General features: G+C 66.6%; 14 protein-coding genes. 6 read left to right on the forward strand and 8 right to left on the reverse strand.

The genetic code is table 11. The features are described 5' to 3' along the window. Positions 1 to 141: 141 nt before the first annotated feature. Positions 142 to 1392, forward strand: coding sequence for an Hsp70 family protein (locus ABY44_RS28100; RefSeq protein ID WP_060173921.1), 1251 nt, complete (start codon positions 142 to 144; stop codon positions 1390 to 1392). Positions 1393 to 1491: 99 nt separating this feature from the next. Here the strand turns inward: ABY44_RS28100 and ABY44_RS28105 are convergent, their stop codons facing one another. Further along, on the reverse strand, positions 1492 to 1695 hold the full coding sequence (locus ABY44_RS28105; RefSeq protein ID WP_006477070.1) for a cold-shock protein: 204 nt from the start codon (positions 1693 to 1695) through the stop codon (positions 1492 to 1494). Between the two features lie 420 nt (positions 1696 to 2115). On the opposite strand from ABY44_RS28105, the gene ABY44_RS28110 reads away from it, so the two are divergent. Further along, the gene (locus ABY44_RS28110; protein ID WP_021161792.1) at positions 2116 to 3714 is read left to right on the forward strand and encodes an APC family permease; all 1599 of its coding nucleotides are present in this window, start codon (positions 2116 to 2118) and stop codon (positions 3712 to 3714) included. A 110-nt stretch (positions 3715 to 3824) separates the two neighbouring features. Here the strand turns inward: ABY44_RS28110 and ABY44_RS28115 are convergent, their stop codons facing one another. The 7 genes from ABY44_RS28115 to ABY44_RS28145 all read right to left on the reverse strand — a co-directional run bounded on the left by ABY44_RS28115 (position 3825) and on the right by ABY44_RS28145 (position 9928). Next, positions 3825 to 4616, reverse strand: coding sequence for a DODA-type extradiol aromatic ring-opening family dioxygenase (locus ABY44_RS28115; protein WP_042976606.1), 792 nt, complete (start codon positions 4614 to 4616; stop codon positions 3825 to 3827). 214 nt (positions 4617 to 4830) lie between these two features. Continuing rightward, positions 4831 to 5427 carry a UbiX family flavin prenyltransferase gene (locus tag ABY44_RS28120; RefSeq protein WP_059688460.1) on the reverse strand — a complete coding sequence of 199 codons (597 nt, stop codon included), beginning with the start codon at positions 5425 to 5427 and terminating at the stop codon, positions 4831 to 4833. Positions 5428 to 5447: 20 nt separating this feature from the next. Beyond that, on the reverse strand, positions 5448 to 5759 hold the full coding sequence (grxD, locus tag ABY44_RS28125; RefSeq protein WP_021161789.1) for a Grx4 family monothiol glutaredoxin: 312 nt from the start codon (positions 5757 to 5759) through the stop codon (positions 5448 to 5450). Positions 5760 to 5826: 67 nt separating this feature from the next. Beyond that, entirely contained in the window at positions 5827 to 6669 is an 843-nt protein-coding gene (gene prmC, locus ABY44_RS28130; RefSeq protein ID WP_027788493.1) for a peptide chain release factor N(5)-glutamine methyltransferase, read from the reverse strand. Between the two features lie 7 nt (positions 6670 to 6676). After that, positions 6677 to 7759 (reverse strand): peptide chain release factor 1, encoded by a 1083-nt coding sequence (gene prfA / locus ABY44_RS28135; protein WP_027788492.1) that lies wholly within the window; start codon positions 7757 to 7759, stop codon positions 6677 to 6679. Positions 7760 to 7841: 82 nt separating this feature from the next. Then, complete coding sequence (gene hemA, locus ABY44_RS28140; protein ID WP_027788491.1) at positions 7842 to 9140, reverse strand: glutamyl-tRNA reductase; 1299 nt, start codon at positions 9138 to 9140, stop codon at positions 7842 to 7844. 26 nt (positions 9141 to 9166) lie between these two features. Further along, entirely contained in the window at positions 9167 to 9928 is a 762-nt protein-coding gene (locus ABY44_RS28145) for a response regulator transcription factor (protein WP_027788490.1), read from the reverse strand. A 171-nt stretch (positions 9929 to 10099) separates the two neighbouring features. On the opposite strand from ABY44_RS28145, the gene ABY44_RS28150 reads away from it, so the two are divergent. The 4 genes from ABY44_RS28150 to ABY44_RS28165 are packed head-to-tail and all read left to right on the forward strand — an operon-like array spanning position 10100 to position 13413. Beyond that, a complete protein-coding gene (locus tag ABY44_RS28150; RefSeq protein WP_027788489.1) occupies positions 10100 to 10354 on the forward strand; it encodes a hypothetical protein in 255 nt (84 codons plus the stop codon). 18 nt (positions 10355 to 10372) lie between these two features. Then, positions 10373 to 12187 carry an aminopeptidase P family protein gene (locus ABY44_RS28155; RefSeq protein WP_060173922.1) on the forward strand — a complete coding sequence of 605 codons (1815 nt, stop codon included), beginning with the start codon at positions 10373 to 10375 and terminating at the stop codon, positions 12185 to 12187. 54 nt (positions 12188 to 12241) lie between these two features. Next, on the forward strand, positions 12242 to 12793 hold the full coding sequence (locus ABY44_RS28160) for a cysteine hydrolase family protein (RefSeq protein ID WP_059699724.1): 552 nt from the start codon (positions 12242 to 12244) through the stop codon (positions 12791 to 12793). Then, positions 12790 to 13413: an HAD family hydrolase gene (locus ABY44_RS28165; RefSeq protein WP_060173923.1), complete on the forward strand. Its 624-nt coding sequence runs from the start codon at positions 12790 to 12792 to the stop codon at positions 13411 to 13413. Before ABY44_RS28160 ends, ABY44_RS28165 begins: the two co-directional genes overlap by 4 nt. Positions 13414 to 13510 lie beyond the last annotated feature (97 nt).

Here is a 13510-nt window from a genome sequence, read left to right on the forward strand (position 1 = left end):
CCGGCGCGCCCGTCTGCGCGCCGTCGCCACCGGGGCCCGCTGCGCGGCACCGGTGGCCGGCCCCGGTTGTGATCCCGCGGGCTTCATGTTAAAAAGCCCGTCCTTTCCGTTTTCGCGCCGGCCCTGCTGCGGCAATTTCCCATGACTTACTGCGCGATCGATTTCGGCACGTCCAATTCCGCCGTGGCGCTGCCCGACGGCGATGGCATGCGCCTCGCGCCCGTCGAGGGCGACCACCTGACGCTGCCCACCGCGATCTTCTTCAACAACGACGAAGAGACGGTCGAATACGGCCGTGCGGCGCTGGCTTCCTACATCGACGGTTTCGACGGCCGGCTGATGCGCTCGATGAAGAGCATTCTCGGCTCGCCGCTCGCGGAAACGACGACCGATCTCGGCGACGGCAGCGCGATCGCGTATACCGACATCATCGCGCGCTTCCTGACGCACCTGAAGCGCAAGGCCGAAACCCGCGCGGCTGCGCCGATCGGTCGTGCGGTGCTCGGCCGGCCCGTGTTCTTCGTCGACGACGATCCGCGCGCCGACCGCCTTGCACAGGACCAGCTCGAGGCTGCCGCGCGGTCGGTCGGCTTCACGGACGTTCAATTCCAGTACGAACCGATCGCGGCCGCGTTCGACTACGAGTCGCGCCAGCAGGCGGAGCGCCTCGTGCTCGTCGCCGACATCGGCGGCGGCACGTCCGACTTCTCGCTGGTGCGCGTCGGGCCCGAGCGGATGGCGCGGCTCGAGCGCAAGGACGACGTGCTGGCCCACCACGGCGTGCACGTCGCGGGCACCGACTACGACCGGCGTGTCGAGCTGGCCGCGATCCTGCCCGCATTCGGCTACCGTTCGCTCGATCCCGAAGGGCGCGAGCTGCCGAACAAGATCTACTTCGATCTCGCGACCTGGCACCTGATCAACACGGTCTACACGCCGAAGCGGCTCGGCGAGCTGAAGCTGATGAAGCACCTGTACCGCGATGTGCAGCAGTACGACCGGCTCACGAGCGTGGTCGAGCAGCGGCTCGGGCATGCGTTGATGGCGCGCGCGGAGGAAGCGAAGATCGGCGTCGCGGCGGGCGGGGAGACGATGATCGACCTGAACGACGTGGAAGAGGATCTGCAGATCGCGTTCGATGCCGAGCGCCTCGTCGATGCGAGCCGCGACGACACCGCCCGCATCGTCGATGCCGCGCGCGAGACGGTTCGGCTTGCGGGTGTCGCGCCGCGCGATGTCGGTGCACTGTATTTCACCGGCGGCTCGACGGGGCTCGCGTTCCTGTCGGGGGCGCTCGCAGGCGCATTTCCGGATGCGCAGCCGGTGTTCGGCGACCGCCTCGCGAGTGTCGCGACGGGTCTCGGCATTCACGCGCAGCGCTTGTTCGGCTGAATGCGGGCGGCTGAAAGGCCGTCATGCCGGGCGACCGGCGCCGAAAAACAAAAAGCCCCGCCGAAGCGGGGCTTTTTTACACGAATAATCGCGCCAAGCTTAGACCGGACGGATGTTCGCAGCTTGCAGACCCTTCGGGCCCGTCTTCACTTCGAATTCAACCTTCTGGTTTTCTTGCAGCGTCTTGAAGCCTTCGACGCGGATTTCCGAGAAGTGCGCGAACAGATCGTCGCCGCCGCCTTCCGGGGTGATGAAGCCGAAGCCCTTTGCGTCATTGAACCACTTGACGGTACCGGTTGCCATGTTACTTGTTCCTAAAAAGATAAAACGGGGCCGAAGCCCATGGTGTGCGGAAAATCAAGGAAGGGGTAATAGGACCAACCGGAGTACCGTTGATGGGCGAACTACGAAAGAACCAATTCACTCGCCACTTGAAATCCTGCGAAGTCCTTTATACGGCTTATCACCCGCGTGGTCAACCGTATTTCCATGGACTCAGGGTTATTGCGTATATCAGGTTTACAAAGCTTGCAAACGATGCGAATTTTTTGTAGGGGCCGAACGATTTTGGCGCCACGCTCGAGGTGCAACCGTTAAACTACGCGCCGCGCGGACGGGTTGCCCTGATCGGGTGACGCGTCCCCCCAAGAATGCGTGCGCGGTGCAGTCCGAGCCGATCCCGGACCGCGGGCCGACCATGCTTTTTGAGACACAGGAGAGGATGTGAAGAGTTCTATTCAACGGAACATCGGCCCGTTTGCATTGATGCTGACGGGGCTGGGTTCGATTATCGGCTCGGGCTGGCTGTTCGGCGCCTGGAAGGCCGCAAAGATCGCCGGTCCGGCAGCGATCTGCGCATGGATCATCGGCGCAGTCGTGATTCTCGCGATTGCACTGACGTACGCGGAACTGGGCGCGATGTTCCCCGAGTCGGGCGGCATGGTGCGCTACGCGCGCTACTCGCATGGCTCGCTGGTCGGCTTCATCAGCGCGTGGGCGAACTGGATCGCGATCGTATCCGTGATCCCGATCGAGGCTGAAGCGTCGATCCAGTACATGAGCACGTGGCCGTATCCGTGGGCGCATGCGCTGTTCGTAAACGGCGAGCTGACGACACCCGGCCTGCTGCTGTCGGCCGTGCTGGTCGTCATCTACTTCTTGCTGAACTACTGGGGCGTGAAGGCGTTTGCCCGGGCGAACACCACGATCACGATCTTCAAGTTCCTGATCCCCGGCCTCACGATCCTCGGCCTGATGCTGACGAGCTACCATCCGGAAAACCTCGGCACCGCATCCAATGCAAGCTTTGCGCCGTACGGCTGGTCGGCGGTGCTGACCGCGGTCGCGACGAGCGGCATCGTGTTCGCATTCAACGGCTTCCAGAGCCCGGTGAACCTCGCGGGCGAAGCGCGCAACCCGTCGCGCAGCGTGCCGTTCGCGGTGATCACGTCGATCCTGATCGCGCTCGTGATCTACGTACTGCTGCAGATGGCGTACATCGGCTCGGTGAATCCGGCTGACGTCGCGCAGGGCTGGTCGCACTTCAACTTCAAGTCGCCGTTCGCCGAGCTGGCGATCGCGCTGAACCTGAACTGGCTCGCGATCCTGCTGTACGTCGACGCGTTCGTCAGCCCGAGCGGCACCGGCACGACGTACATGGCGACCACCACCCGCATGATCTACGCGATGGAGCGCAACAACACGATGCCGAAGATGTTCGGCAACGTGCACCCGCTCTACGGCGTGCCGCGCCAGGCGATGTGGTTCAACCTGCTGGTCTCGTTCATCTTCCTGTTCTTCTTCCGCGGCTGGAGCTCGCTCGCGGCGGTGATCTCGGTCGCGACGGTGATCTCGTACCTGACCGGCCCGATCAGCCTGATGGCGCTGCGCCGCTCGGCGACCGACATCGAGCGTCCGCTGTCGATTCCGCTGATGAAGCTGATCGCGCCGTTCGCGTTCGTCTGCGCGTCGCTGATCCTCTACTGGGCGAAGTGGCCGCTGACGGGCGAGATCATCCTGCTGATGATCGTCGCGCTGCCGGTGTACTTCTACTTCCAGGCGAAGTCGGGCTGGACCGGCTGGGGTGCCGACCTGAAGGCAGCATGGTGGCTGGTCGCGTACCTGCCGACGATGGCCGTGCTGTCGCTGATCGGCAGCAAGGAGTTCGGCGGCTACGGCGTGCTGCCGTACGGCTGGGACATGCTGATCGTCGCCGCAATCTCGCTGGTGTTCTACTTCTGGGGCGTGAATACCGGCTACCGGACCCAGTATCTCGACGAGCGTGAATCGCACGACGAGATCCTCGAGGGGGTCGGTGCCTGACGCGTGACCTGTCGCCGGATTCGGCGGCGGCAGCCAGCAGCGAAAAAAAGCCCGCCCGAGCAATGCTCGGGCGGGCTTTTTATTGGCGCTCGGCGGTTGCCGCGCGACGCTCAGGCGGCCGCGCTCGCGAACACGTAGTTCGTCATCGCGAGCACGCGCTGGTACGTGCCGAGCGACTGGATGCCAAGCTGGTAGTCGTCGTCCGCCGCGCCGAGCGCCGTGAACACCGGCAGCAGATGCTCGTCGGTCGGATGCATCAGCGCGGCATGCGGCGCCTGCCGACGGTAGTCGAGCAGCGCGTCGACGTCGCGCGCGGCCAGTTTCGCCTCGAACCAGTCGGTGAATTCCGCGACGCGCGGGTCCGCGTCTTCCGGTGCCGCACCGAAATCGGCGGCGCGCAGGTTGTGCGTGATCTGGCCGGAGCCGATCACCATCACGCCTTCGTCGCGCAGCGGTCGCAGCGCGCGGCCGAGCGCGAAGTGGTGCGCAGCATCCGCCCGCGGCTGGATCGACAGCTGTGCCACCGGCACGTCGGCTTCCGGGAACATCAGCAGCATCGGCACCCACGCGCCGTGGTCGAGGCCGTGCTCGGTCGTCGCGGTGGCGATGCCGGCTGCATTCAGCAGTCCGGCCGCGCGCTCGGCGACGTCGGGCGCGCCGGGCGCCGGGTAGCGGATGTCGTACAGCGCCTGCGGAAAACCGTAGAAGTCGTGGATCGTTTCAGGATGCGCGGCGACGCTGGCGACGGGACGCTGCGTGCCCCAATGCGCGGACAGCATCAGTACCGCGCGCGGGCGCGGCAATTCGGCGCCAAGGTGAGTGAACGCGCCGGACGGCAGCGTCGGGTCGATCGGCAGCGTCGGGGCGCCGTGGGACAGGTAGAGCGAAGGCAAGCGGTTCATGGTGGTGGCCTGCAAAGGGATTTGCCTGTGACTATAGGCGCGCACCGGGCATTGATAAATCCGTCGCGCGGAATTTGATTGAGTCGTATTGGTTGATAATCGGGCCGATTCCGCGAGCGCGAGAGCGGACGAGGGTTCGAGGTGGCCGAATCAGGCCGGAAGGCAGATGAATCGATGAAGATGCGCGAAGAACGGCGCGGAAGCGGCGAGCGGCTTACTGCGCCGGCCGGATGCCGGCCCACGGCGTCGTCATCGGTGCACTGAGCGCGAACAGGTCGAGCACGCGGGTGACGGTCTGGTCGACGAGTTCCTCGATCGTCTTCGGCATCGCGTAGAACGCGGGTAGCGGCGGGAAGACGATGCCGCCCATTTCGGTCACGGCGGTCATGTTGCGCAGATGCGCGAGGTTGAACGGCGTTTCGCGCACCATCAGCACGAGGCGGCGGCGCTCCTTCAACGTGACGTCGGCCGCGCGCGTGATCAGGTTGTCGGACAGCCCGTGCGCGACGCTCGCGAGCGTCTTCATCGAGCAGGGCGCGATCACCATCCCGTCGGTCGCGAACGACCCCGATGCGATCGTCGCGCCGACGTCGCGCACCGAGTGCACGACGTCCGCACGGCTTTCGACCTCGGCCTTCGATAGCTTCAGTTCGTGCTGGATGTTGAGCCAGCCGGCGTTCGAAATCAGCAGGTGCGTTTCGACGCCGCCGGCGGCGCGCAGCAGGTCGAGCAGCCGTACGCCGTAGATCGCGCCGGTGGCGCCGGTGATCGCGACGATCAGCCGGCGTGGCGGCGCGCTGGGAGATGCCATCGAAAAGGGGGCGGGGCGTATTACGCGGCGGCGAACAGTTGCTGCAGTTCGCCCGACTGGTACATCTCCATCATGATGTCCGAGCCGCCGATGAATTCGCCCTTCACGTAGAGCTGCGGGATGGTCGGCCAGTTCGAGAATTCCTTGATGCCCTGGCGGATCTCGTCGTCTTCGAGCACGTTGACCGTCTTGAACTGATCGACGCCGCAGGCCTTCAGCACCTGGATGGCGCGGCCCGAAAAGCCGCACATCGGGAATTGCGCGTTGCCCTTCATGAAGAGCACGACCTGGTTTTCGTCGACGATTTGCTTGATACGTTGTTGGGTGTCCATGACTGACCTTGCGTTTGCGGGGCGTTAGATCGAAATGATAGCGGATTTCAACCGGACGGGCCGGGCATCAGCCCGGCAGGCGGCCGCCTGTCGTGCGTTCGATTGCGGCCAGATCGGCGAGCGATTCGACCGCGACGAAGCCGTGCGATGCGAGTACGGCGCGCACGGCCTCGGCCTGGTCGTAACCGTGCTCGATCCAGAGCGTGCCGCCCGGTTTCAGGTAAGTGCCGGCGCCCGCGACGATCGTGCGGATCGCGCTGAGGCCGTCGGCATCGTCGGTGAGTGCGCCGCGCGGCTCGAAACGCAGGTCGCCCTGCGTGAGGTGCGGATCGTGCTGCGCGATGTACGGCGGATTGCTGACGATCGTGTCGAAGGCGAGCGCAGGATCGAGCGCCGCGTACCAGTCGCTCTGCAACCAGTGCAGCGGGCCGCCGGGGCGGTGCGCGTCCAGCAGCTTGCGTGCGTTGCGTTGCGCGACCTCGAGTGCGGCCGGCGAACGGTCGAGCGCCCACACGCGTGCATCGGGCCGCTCGGCGGCGATGGAGACGGCAATCGCGCCGCTGCCCGTGCCGAGATCGAGCACGGCCGGATGCGGCAGCCCGTCGATCGCATCGAGTGCGGCTTCGACGAGCAGTTCGGTTTCAGGGCGCGGGATCAGCACGTCGGGCGTCACGTCGAACGGCCGGCCGAAGAATTCGCGCATCCCGACGAGCTGCGCGACCGGCTCGCCGGCCATGCGGCGCGCCTCGAGCGTGCGGTAGCGTTCGACCGCGGCCGCGTCGAGCGGCGCGTCACCGCGCGTGATCAGTTGTGTGCGGGTCCAGCCAAGCGCGTGCGCGAGCAGCACGCGCGCATCGACCGCGTCGAGCGCGGACGCGCGCAGCAGTTCGTCGGCGGTCGTGTCGGGCATCGTGACCTCAGTCGGCGTCGCCGAGCGACGCGAGCAGTTCGGCCTGGTGCTCGCTGACCAGCGCGCTGATCAGTTCGTCGAGGTCGCCGTCCATGATCGCCTCGAGCCGGTACAGCGTCAGGTTGATCCGGTGGTCGGTCATCCGGCCCTGCGGGAAGTTGTACGTGCGGATCCGTTCCGAGCGGTCGCCGGAGCCGATCAGGCTCTTGCGCGTCGCGGCTTCCTTCGCGTGCTGCTCGTGATACTGCTTGTCCTTGATGCGCGCGGCGAGCACCTTCAGCGCACGATCCTTGTTCTTGTGCTGCGAACGGTCGTCCTGGCACTCGACGACGATCCCGGTCGGGATGTGCGTGACGCGCACCGCCGAGTCGGTCTTGTTGATGTGCTGGCCACCCGCGCCGGACGCACGGAACGTGTCGATCCGCAAGTCGGCCGGATTGATCTCGACCTCGCCGATTTCGTCGGCTTCCGGCATCACCGCGACCGTGCACGCGGACGTGTGGATGCGCCCTTGCGTCTCGGTTGCCGGCACGCGCTGCACGCGATGGCCGCCCGATTCGAACTTCAGGCGCGAATACGCGCCCTGGCCCGCGATCCGCACGATCACTTCCTTGTAGCCGCCGAGATCGGATGCGCTCTCCGACATCATTTCGACCTGCCAGCGCTGGCGTTCCGCGAAGCGCAGGTACATGCGCAGCAGGTCGCCGGCGAACAGCGCGGATTCGTCGCCGCCCGTGCCCGCACGGATTTCGAGGAAGATGTTGCGGTCGTCGTTCGGATCCTTCGGCAGCAGCATCTTCTGCAGCTCGGTCTCGAGGCGGGTCATGCTCTCGCGCGCGCTGCGGATTTCGTCTTCCGCGAAGTCGCGCATCGACAGATCGCCGAGCAGCTCCTGCGCGGCCGTCTCGTCGCTGCGCGACTGGCGCCACAGCGCGTACTGTTCGACCACCGGGCCAAGTTCCGCATGTTCACGCGTCAGCTTGCGGTACTGGTCGAGGTCGGCCGTGACGTTTTCGCGGCTCAGCAGGTCGTTCAGTTCGGCCAGCCGTGTGGACAGCTGGTCGAGCTTGCGTTGCATGCTCGTCTTCATGGTGTGGAGCGGCGCTCCCGGGCAAGGGGTATTCGGAAAGGATAGGCCGGCGCGCGGCCGGCGGCAGGGCGATCGGCCGGCGCTAGTGGCCGGACTGGTCGTTCGAGCGCGGCGCGTGCTGGTAGAAGCCGCGCATCAGGTCGATCAGCGAATCGCGATCGGCGCCGTTCACGCGATTGAGCGCGCTCGTCGGGCCGTGGATCAGCTTGTTGGTCAGCGCCTGCGACAGCGCTTCGAGCACGGCGGCCGGATCGTCGCCGCGCGCGAGCAGCTTCTGCGCCTTGTCGACTTCGGCCCGGCGCAAGGCGTCGGCCTGCGTATGCATGTGACGGATCACCGGCACGACGCTGCGCGTGTCGAGCCACTGCATGAAATTCTGCACGCGCGTTTCGATGATCGCTTCGGCCTGCGCGACCGCAGCCTGGCGCGATGCGTTGCCTTCGCGCACGATCGCGCCGAGATCGTCGACGGTGTAGAGGAACACGTCCTTCAGCTTGCCGACTTCGGGCTCGATGTCGCGCGGCACCGCGAGGTCGACCATGAAGATCGGCCGGTGGCGGCGTGCTTTCACCGCGCGCTCGACTGCACCGAGGCCGATGATCGGCAGCGTCGACGCCGTGCACGACACGATGATGTCGAATTCGTGCATGCGGGTCGGCAGATCCGAGAGCGGCATCGCGCGGCCGCTGAAGCGTTCGGCAAGGCGCTGGCCGCGTTCGGCCGTGCGGTTCGCGACGACGAGTTCGCGCGGGCCTTGCGCGGCGAAGTGCGTCGCGCACAGCTCGATCATCTCGCCGGCGCCGATGAACAGCACGCGCTGATCGGACACTTTTTCGAAGATCCGCTGCGCGAGGCGTACCGCGGCGGCGGCCATCGACACCGACTGCGTGCCGATTTCGGTCGTGCCGCGCACTTCTTTCGCCACCGCGAACGTGCGCTGGAACAGCTGGTTCAGGTAGGTGCCGAGCGCGCCGGCTTCCGTCGCGGTGCGGACGGCATCCTTCATCTGGCCCAAAATCTGGGTTTCGCCCAGCACCATCGAATCGAGGCCGGATGCGACGCGGAACGCGTGCCGGACTGCTTCCGACTGCGGCAGCGCATAGACGTGCGGTGCGAGCTCGTCGACCGGAATCCGGTGATACTCCGACAGCCAGCGGACCGCGCCTTCGCGTGCGGCGCGATCATCGGTCGCGCAATACAGTTCGGTGCGGTTGCAGGTGGAGAGGATCGCCGCTTCGGGCGTATTGGGCGCCTGGGGGCCGAGAAACACGTTCTTGAACGTGACGAGAGCCGGCTTGATCTGCTCGAGCGGAAACGCCACGCGTTCGCGCAGGGCGACAGGCGCAGTGTGGTGATTGATTCCGATCGTGAGGAGTTGCATATCGAGGGCTATCGTTTAGCCCCATATTATAGCGTTTCAGCGATTTCCTCACTCGCGGCATACCGGGCATCGGCGTGGCGGGGCCGGGAATTTGGGGGCTCGATCGGCACGCGGTCGAGCTGATAGCCATAGCCGTAGAGCGGCAGCAGCCGGTAGCCGCGCTCCGGAAGCAGGTGCAGCTTGCTGCGCAGCCGGGACGCGTGGGTATCGAGCGTGCGCGACTTCATGTCGCGGCGGCGTGCCCACACCGTTTCGAGGATATGGGCGCGCGACACGGGCCGCGACAGATTCGCGAACAGCAACTGCGCAAAACGGAACTCCTTCGGCGTGAGTGAAACGATTGCGTTGTCGAAGCGAACGAGGCAGTGCGTGGCGTCGAAGGCGTATTCGCCATACATTTCGCGCGAGCGGGCCGGCGGCCGGCGCACGCCGGCGCGCCGGCTCACCGCGTTGACGCGCGCGAGCAGCTCGGGCCCGCTCACCGGGCGCACGAGGCAATCGTCGGCGCCCGCGTGCAGGCACGATACGATTTGGCTTTCGCGCGGCATTTGCATCACGGCGATCGCCGGCAGTCCGGGCAGGACCGTCTGCGCACGCGGAATGACTTCCTCGGCCGGCTGGTCGCCGGCCCAGTGGCCGGTGATCAGCATGTCGCAGGTATTGGCGGCGAGCCACTCGAAGAACGCCGTACTGGACGGAAACGCGTGGCACACATGACCGCCCGCAAAGAGCAGGCGGTTCAGGAGCGCGGCATGGCGCGCGTCCGGATCGATCAGAGCGATTCGCATGAGAATTTCTTCAATACGGCAGCCGGTGCGCGCTTGCCATAACGTCGAGTCGGCCCCTACACTCGAATGTTCGCGGCACCCGGCTGGTCTCGGGTTCGATGGATGAATCGATGCTAGCCGCTGGCAACGTTCACGCCTATGGGACGAATCCGAATTTATGGAAGGCGTCGAATGAACTGGTTTGGAATCCTTGTCCTGGGAGCGGCCGTCGGGCTGTTCGGCCGATGGCTGCATCCGATGCGGCGCACGGGCCGGCCGGCGTGGTGGATCGCGGTGCTCGCCGGTATCGTCGGCGCGGCTGCGGCCCGCATGGCCGGCAATCTCTCTGGACTGTTTTACGATGGCGAGACGCTCGAATGGCCGGTCTGCACCGGCGTCGCGTTCCTCGCAGTAGCCGTGACGGTTGCGCTGTCGGCCCGTCGCTGAATGCTCTCAGGTGAAATCATGAATGCCCGTCTTCCCGAAGTCTCGCCGGTGCCGGCCCGTCTCGCGCTGCTGCGTGGCGCGATGGCCCGCGAGAACCTGGCCGCCTATCTCGTGCCGTCCGCCGATCCCCACCTGTCCGAATATCTGCCGGAGCGCTGGCAGGCCCGCCGCTGGCTGTCCGGCTTCACGGGCTCGGTCGGCACGCTGGTCGTGACCGCGGATTTCGCGGGGCTGTGGGTCGACAGCCGCTACTGGGTGCAGGCCGACGCCGAACTGGCCGGCACGGGCGTGCAACTGATGAAGATGACGGGCGGGCAGCAGAGCGCGCCGCACGTCGACTGGCTCGCGCAGAACGTGGCGGCGGGTGCGACGGTCGGCGTCGATGGCGCGGTGCTCGGCGTCGCGGCCGCACGCGGGCTGACGGCCGCGCTGAACGCGCGCGGCATCGCGCTGCGCACCGACCTCGACCTGCTCGACGCGATCTGGCCCGAGCGGCCGGGGCTGCCCGGCGACGCGGTGTTCGAGCACGCGGCGCCGCAGGCCGACACGACGCGCGCGAGCAAGCTGGCCGAAGTGCGCCGCGCGATGCGTGCGCAGGGCGCGCAGTGGCATTTCGTCTCGACGCTCGACGACCTCGCATGGCTGTTCAACCTGCGCGGCGCCGACGTCAACTTCAATCCCGTATTCGTTGCGCACGCAATGATCGGCGCCGATCGCGCGACGCTGTTCGTCGCCGACGGCAAGGTGTCGCCGGCACTGGCCGCGTCGCTCGCGCAGGACGGCGTCGACGTCCGCGCCTACGACGCCGCGCGCGCCGCGCTCGCGGCACTGCCCGACGGCGCGACGCTGCTGATCGACCCGCGCCGCGTGACGTTCGGCACGCTCGAGGCCGTGCCGGCCGGCGTGAAGCTCGTCGAGGCCGTGAATCCGTCGACGTTCGCGAAGTCGCGCAAGACATCCACCGAGATCGAGCACGTGCGCGTGACGATGGAGCACGACGGCGCCGCGCTCGCGGAATTCTTCTCCTGGTTCGAACAGGCCGTGAACCGCGAGACGATCACCGAACTGACGATCGACGAGAAGCTCACTGCCGCGCGCGCGCGACGCCCCGGCTACGTGTCGCCGAGCTTCGCGACGATCGCGGGCTTCAACGCGAACGGCGCGATGCCGCATTACCGCGCGACGCCGGAGTCGCACGCGACGATCGCCGGCGACGGGCTGCTGCTGATCGATTCGGGCGGCCAGTACGTGACGGGTACGACCGACATCACGCGCGTCGTGCCGGTCGGCACCGTCAGCGACCTGCAGCGGCGCGATTTCACGATCGTGCTGAAATCGATGATGGCGCTGTCGCGAGCCCGATTCCCGCGCGGCATCCGCTCGCCGATGCTCGACGCGATCGCGCGCGCACCGATGTGGGCGGCCGGGCTCGACTATGGGCACGGCACGGGGCACGGCGTCGGCTACTTCCTGAACGTGCACGAAGGCCCGCAGGTGATCTCGCACTACGCGCCGGCCGAGCCGTATACGGCGATGGAAGAGGGCATGATCACGTCGATCGAGCCGGGCGTGTACCGTCCCGGCCAGTGGGGCATCCGGATCGAGAACCTGGTCGTGAACCGCGCGGCCGGGCAGACCGAGTTCGGCGATTTCCTCGCGTTCGAGACGCTGACGCTGTGCCCGATCGACACGCGCTGCGTGCTGATCGAGATGCTGCATGAAGAAGAACGCGCGTGGCTGAACGCGTATCACGCAACGGTGCGCGAGCGCGTCGGCCGCCATCTGAGCGGCGATGCCAAGTCGTGGCTCGACGCGCGCACGCAGCCGATCTGACGCCACGCAGGAAAGCGGCCGGGCGCCGGCCGAACAACAACAGCGAGGGCGACGATGGCGGACACGGCAGTGATCGTGGTCGACATGCAACGCGGGCTGGTGGAGCGGGCAACGCCCGCGTACCGGCTCGATGACGTGGTGTCGGGCATCAACCGGTTGACGGCGGCGGCGCGTGCGGCGAACGCGCCCGTGTGCTTCGTGCAGCACGACGGCGACGCGGACGACGACGTCGTGCCCGGCACGCCGGGCTGGGAACTGCACGCGGGGCTGGTCGTCGGGAACGATGACTGGCGGGTGCGCAAGCAGATGAGCGATTCGTTTCACGATACGCCGCTCGCGGCGCAACTCGAGCGCCACGGCATCCGTTCGGTGCTGATCTGCGGTTATGCGACCGAGTTCTGCGTCGATTCGGCCGCGCGCCGCGCAGCGCTGCTCGGCTACCGGACGACCGTCGTGTCCGACCTGCACACCACGAACGAGCGCACGCACCTGTCGGCCGCGCAGATCGTCGCGCATCATCACTTCGTATGGGAAAACAATTCGCTGTCGGGCAACCCGGTGATGCCGCGCCCGCTCGCGGACGTCCTTGCGACGGAGTTCGCATGACGATCAAGGCCGTGGTGTTCGATTTCGGCGGCGTGCTGATCGACTGGAGCCCCGAGTACCTTTACCGGGAACTGATTCCCGACGACACCGAGCGTCGCTGGTTCTTCACGCATGTCTGCACGATGGACTGGGTGGTCCGCCAGGACGGCGGGCAGACGATCGAAGAGGGGACGGCCGAGCTTGTCGCGAAGTTTCCGGCGCACGAGGGGCTGATCCGCGCGTTCTATGCGCGCTGGCACGAGATGATCGGCGGCGTGCTCGACGAAGGCGCCGCGCTCGTCGACCGGCTCGACGCGCAGGGGATGCCGCTGTTCGGGCTGACGAACTGGTCGGCGCAGACGTTTCCGTATGCGTGGGACAACTTCCCGGTGCTGCGGCGTTTCAGGGACATCGTCGTGTCGGGCCGTGTGAAGCTCGTGAAACCCGATCCGGCGATCTACCGCGAGATGCATGCGCGGATCGAGCCGCACTTGCCGGGCATCGCGCCGCACGAACTCGTGTTCATCGACGACAACGCGAAGAACGCCGCGGCCGCGGCGGCGCTCGGCTGGCACGGCATTCATCACACGAGTGCGGCCGCGACCGAGGCACGGCTGCGTGAACTGGGCGCGCTGGCGTAAACGGCAAGCCGTCAGCCAGCCGCCGGATAAAAAAACGGGCCAGCGGCCCGTTTTTTGTTGTTCCGCTTCCGGAGCGACCAGCCTCGGTGCCCGTTCC

The sequence above is a fragment of the Burkholderia sp. ZZQ-2 genome (assembly GCF_050768715.1).
GTDB classification, from domain to species: domain Bacteria; phylum Pseudomonadota; class Gammaproteobacteria; order Burkholderiales; family Burkholderiaceae; genus Burkholderia; species Burkholderia cepacia.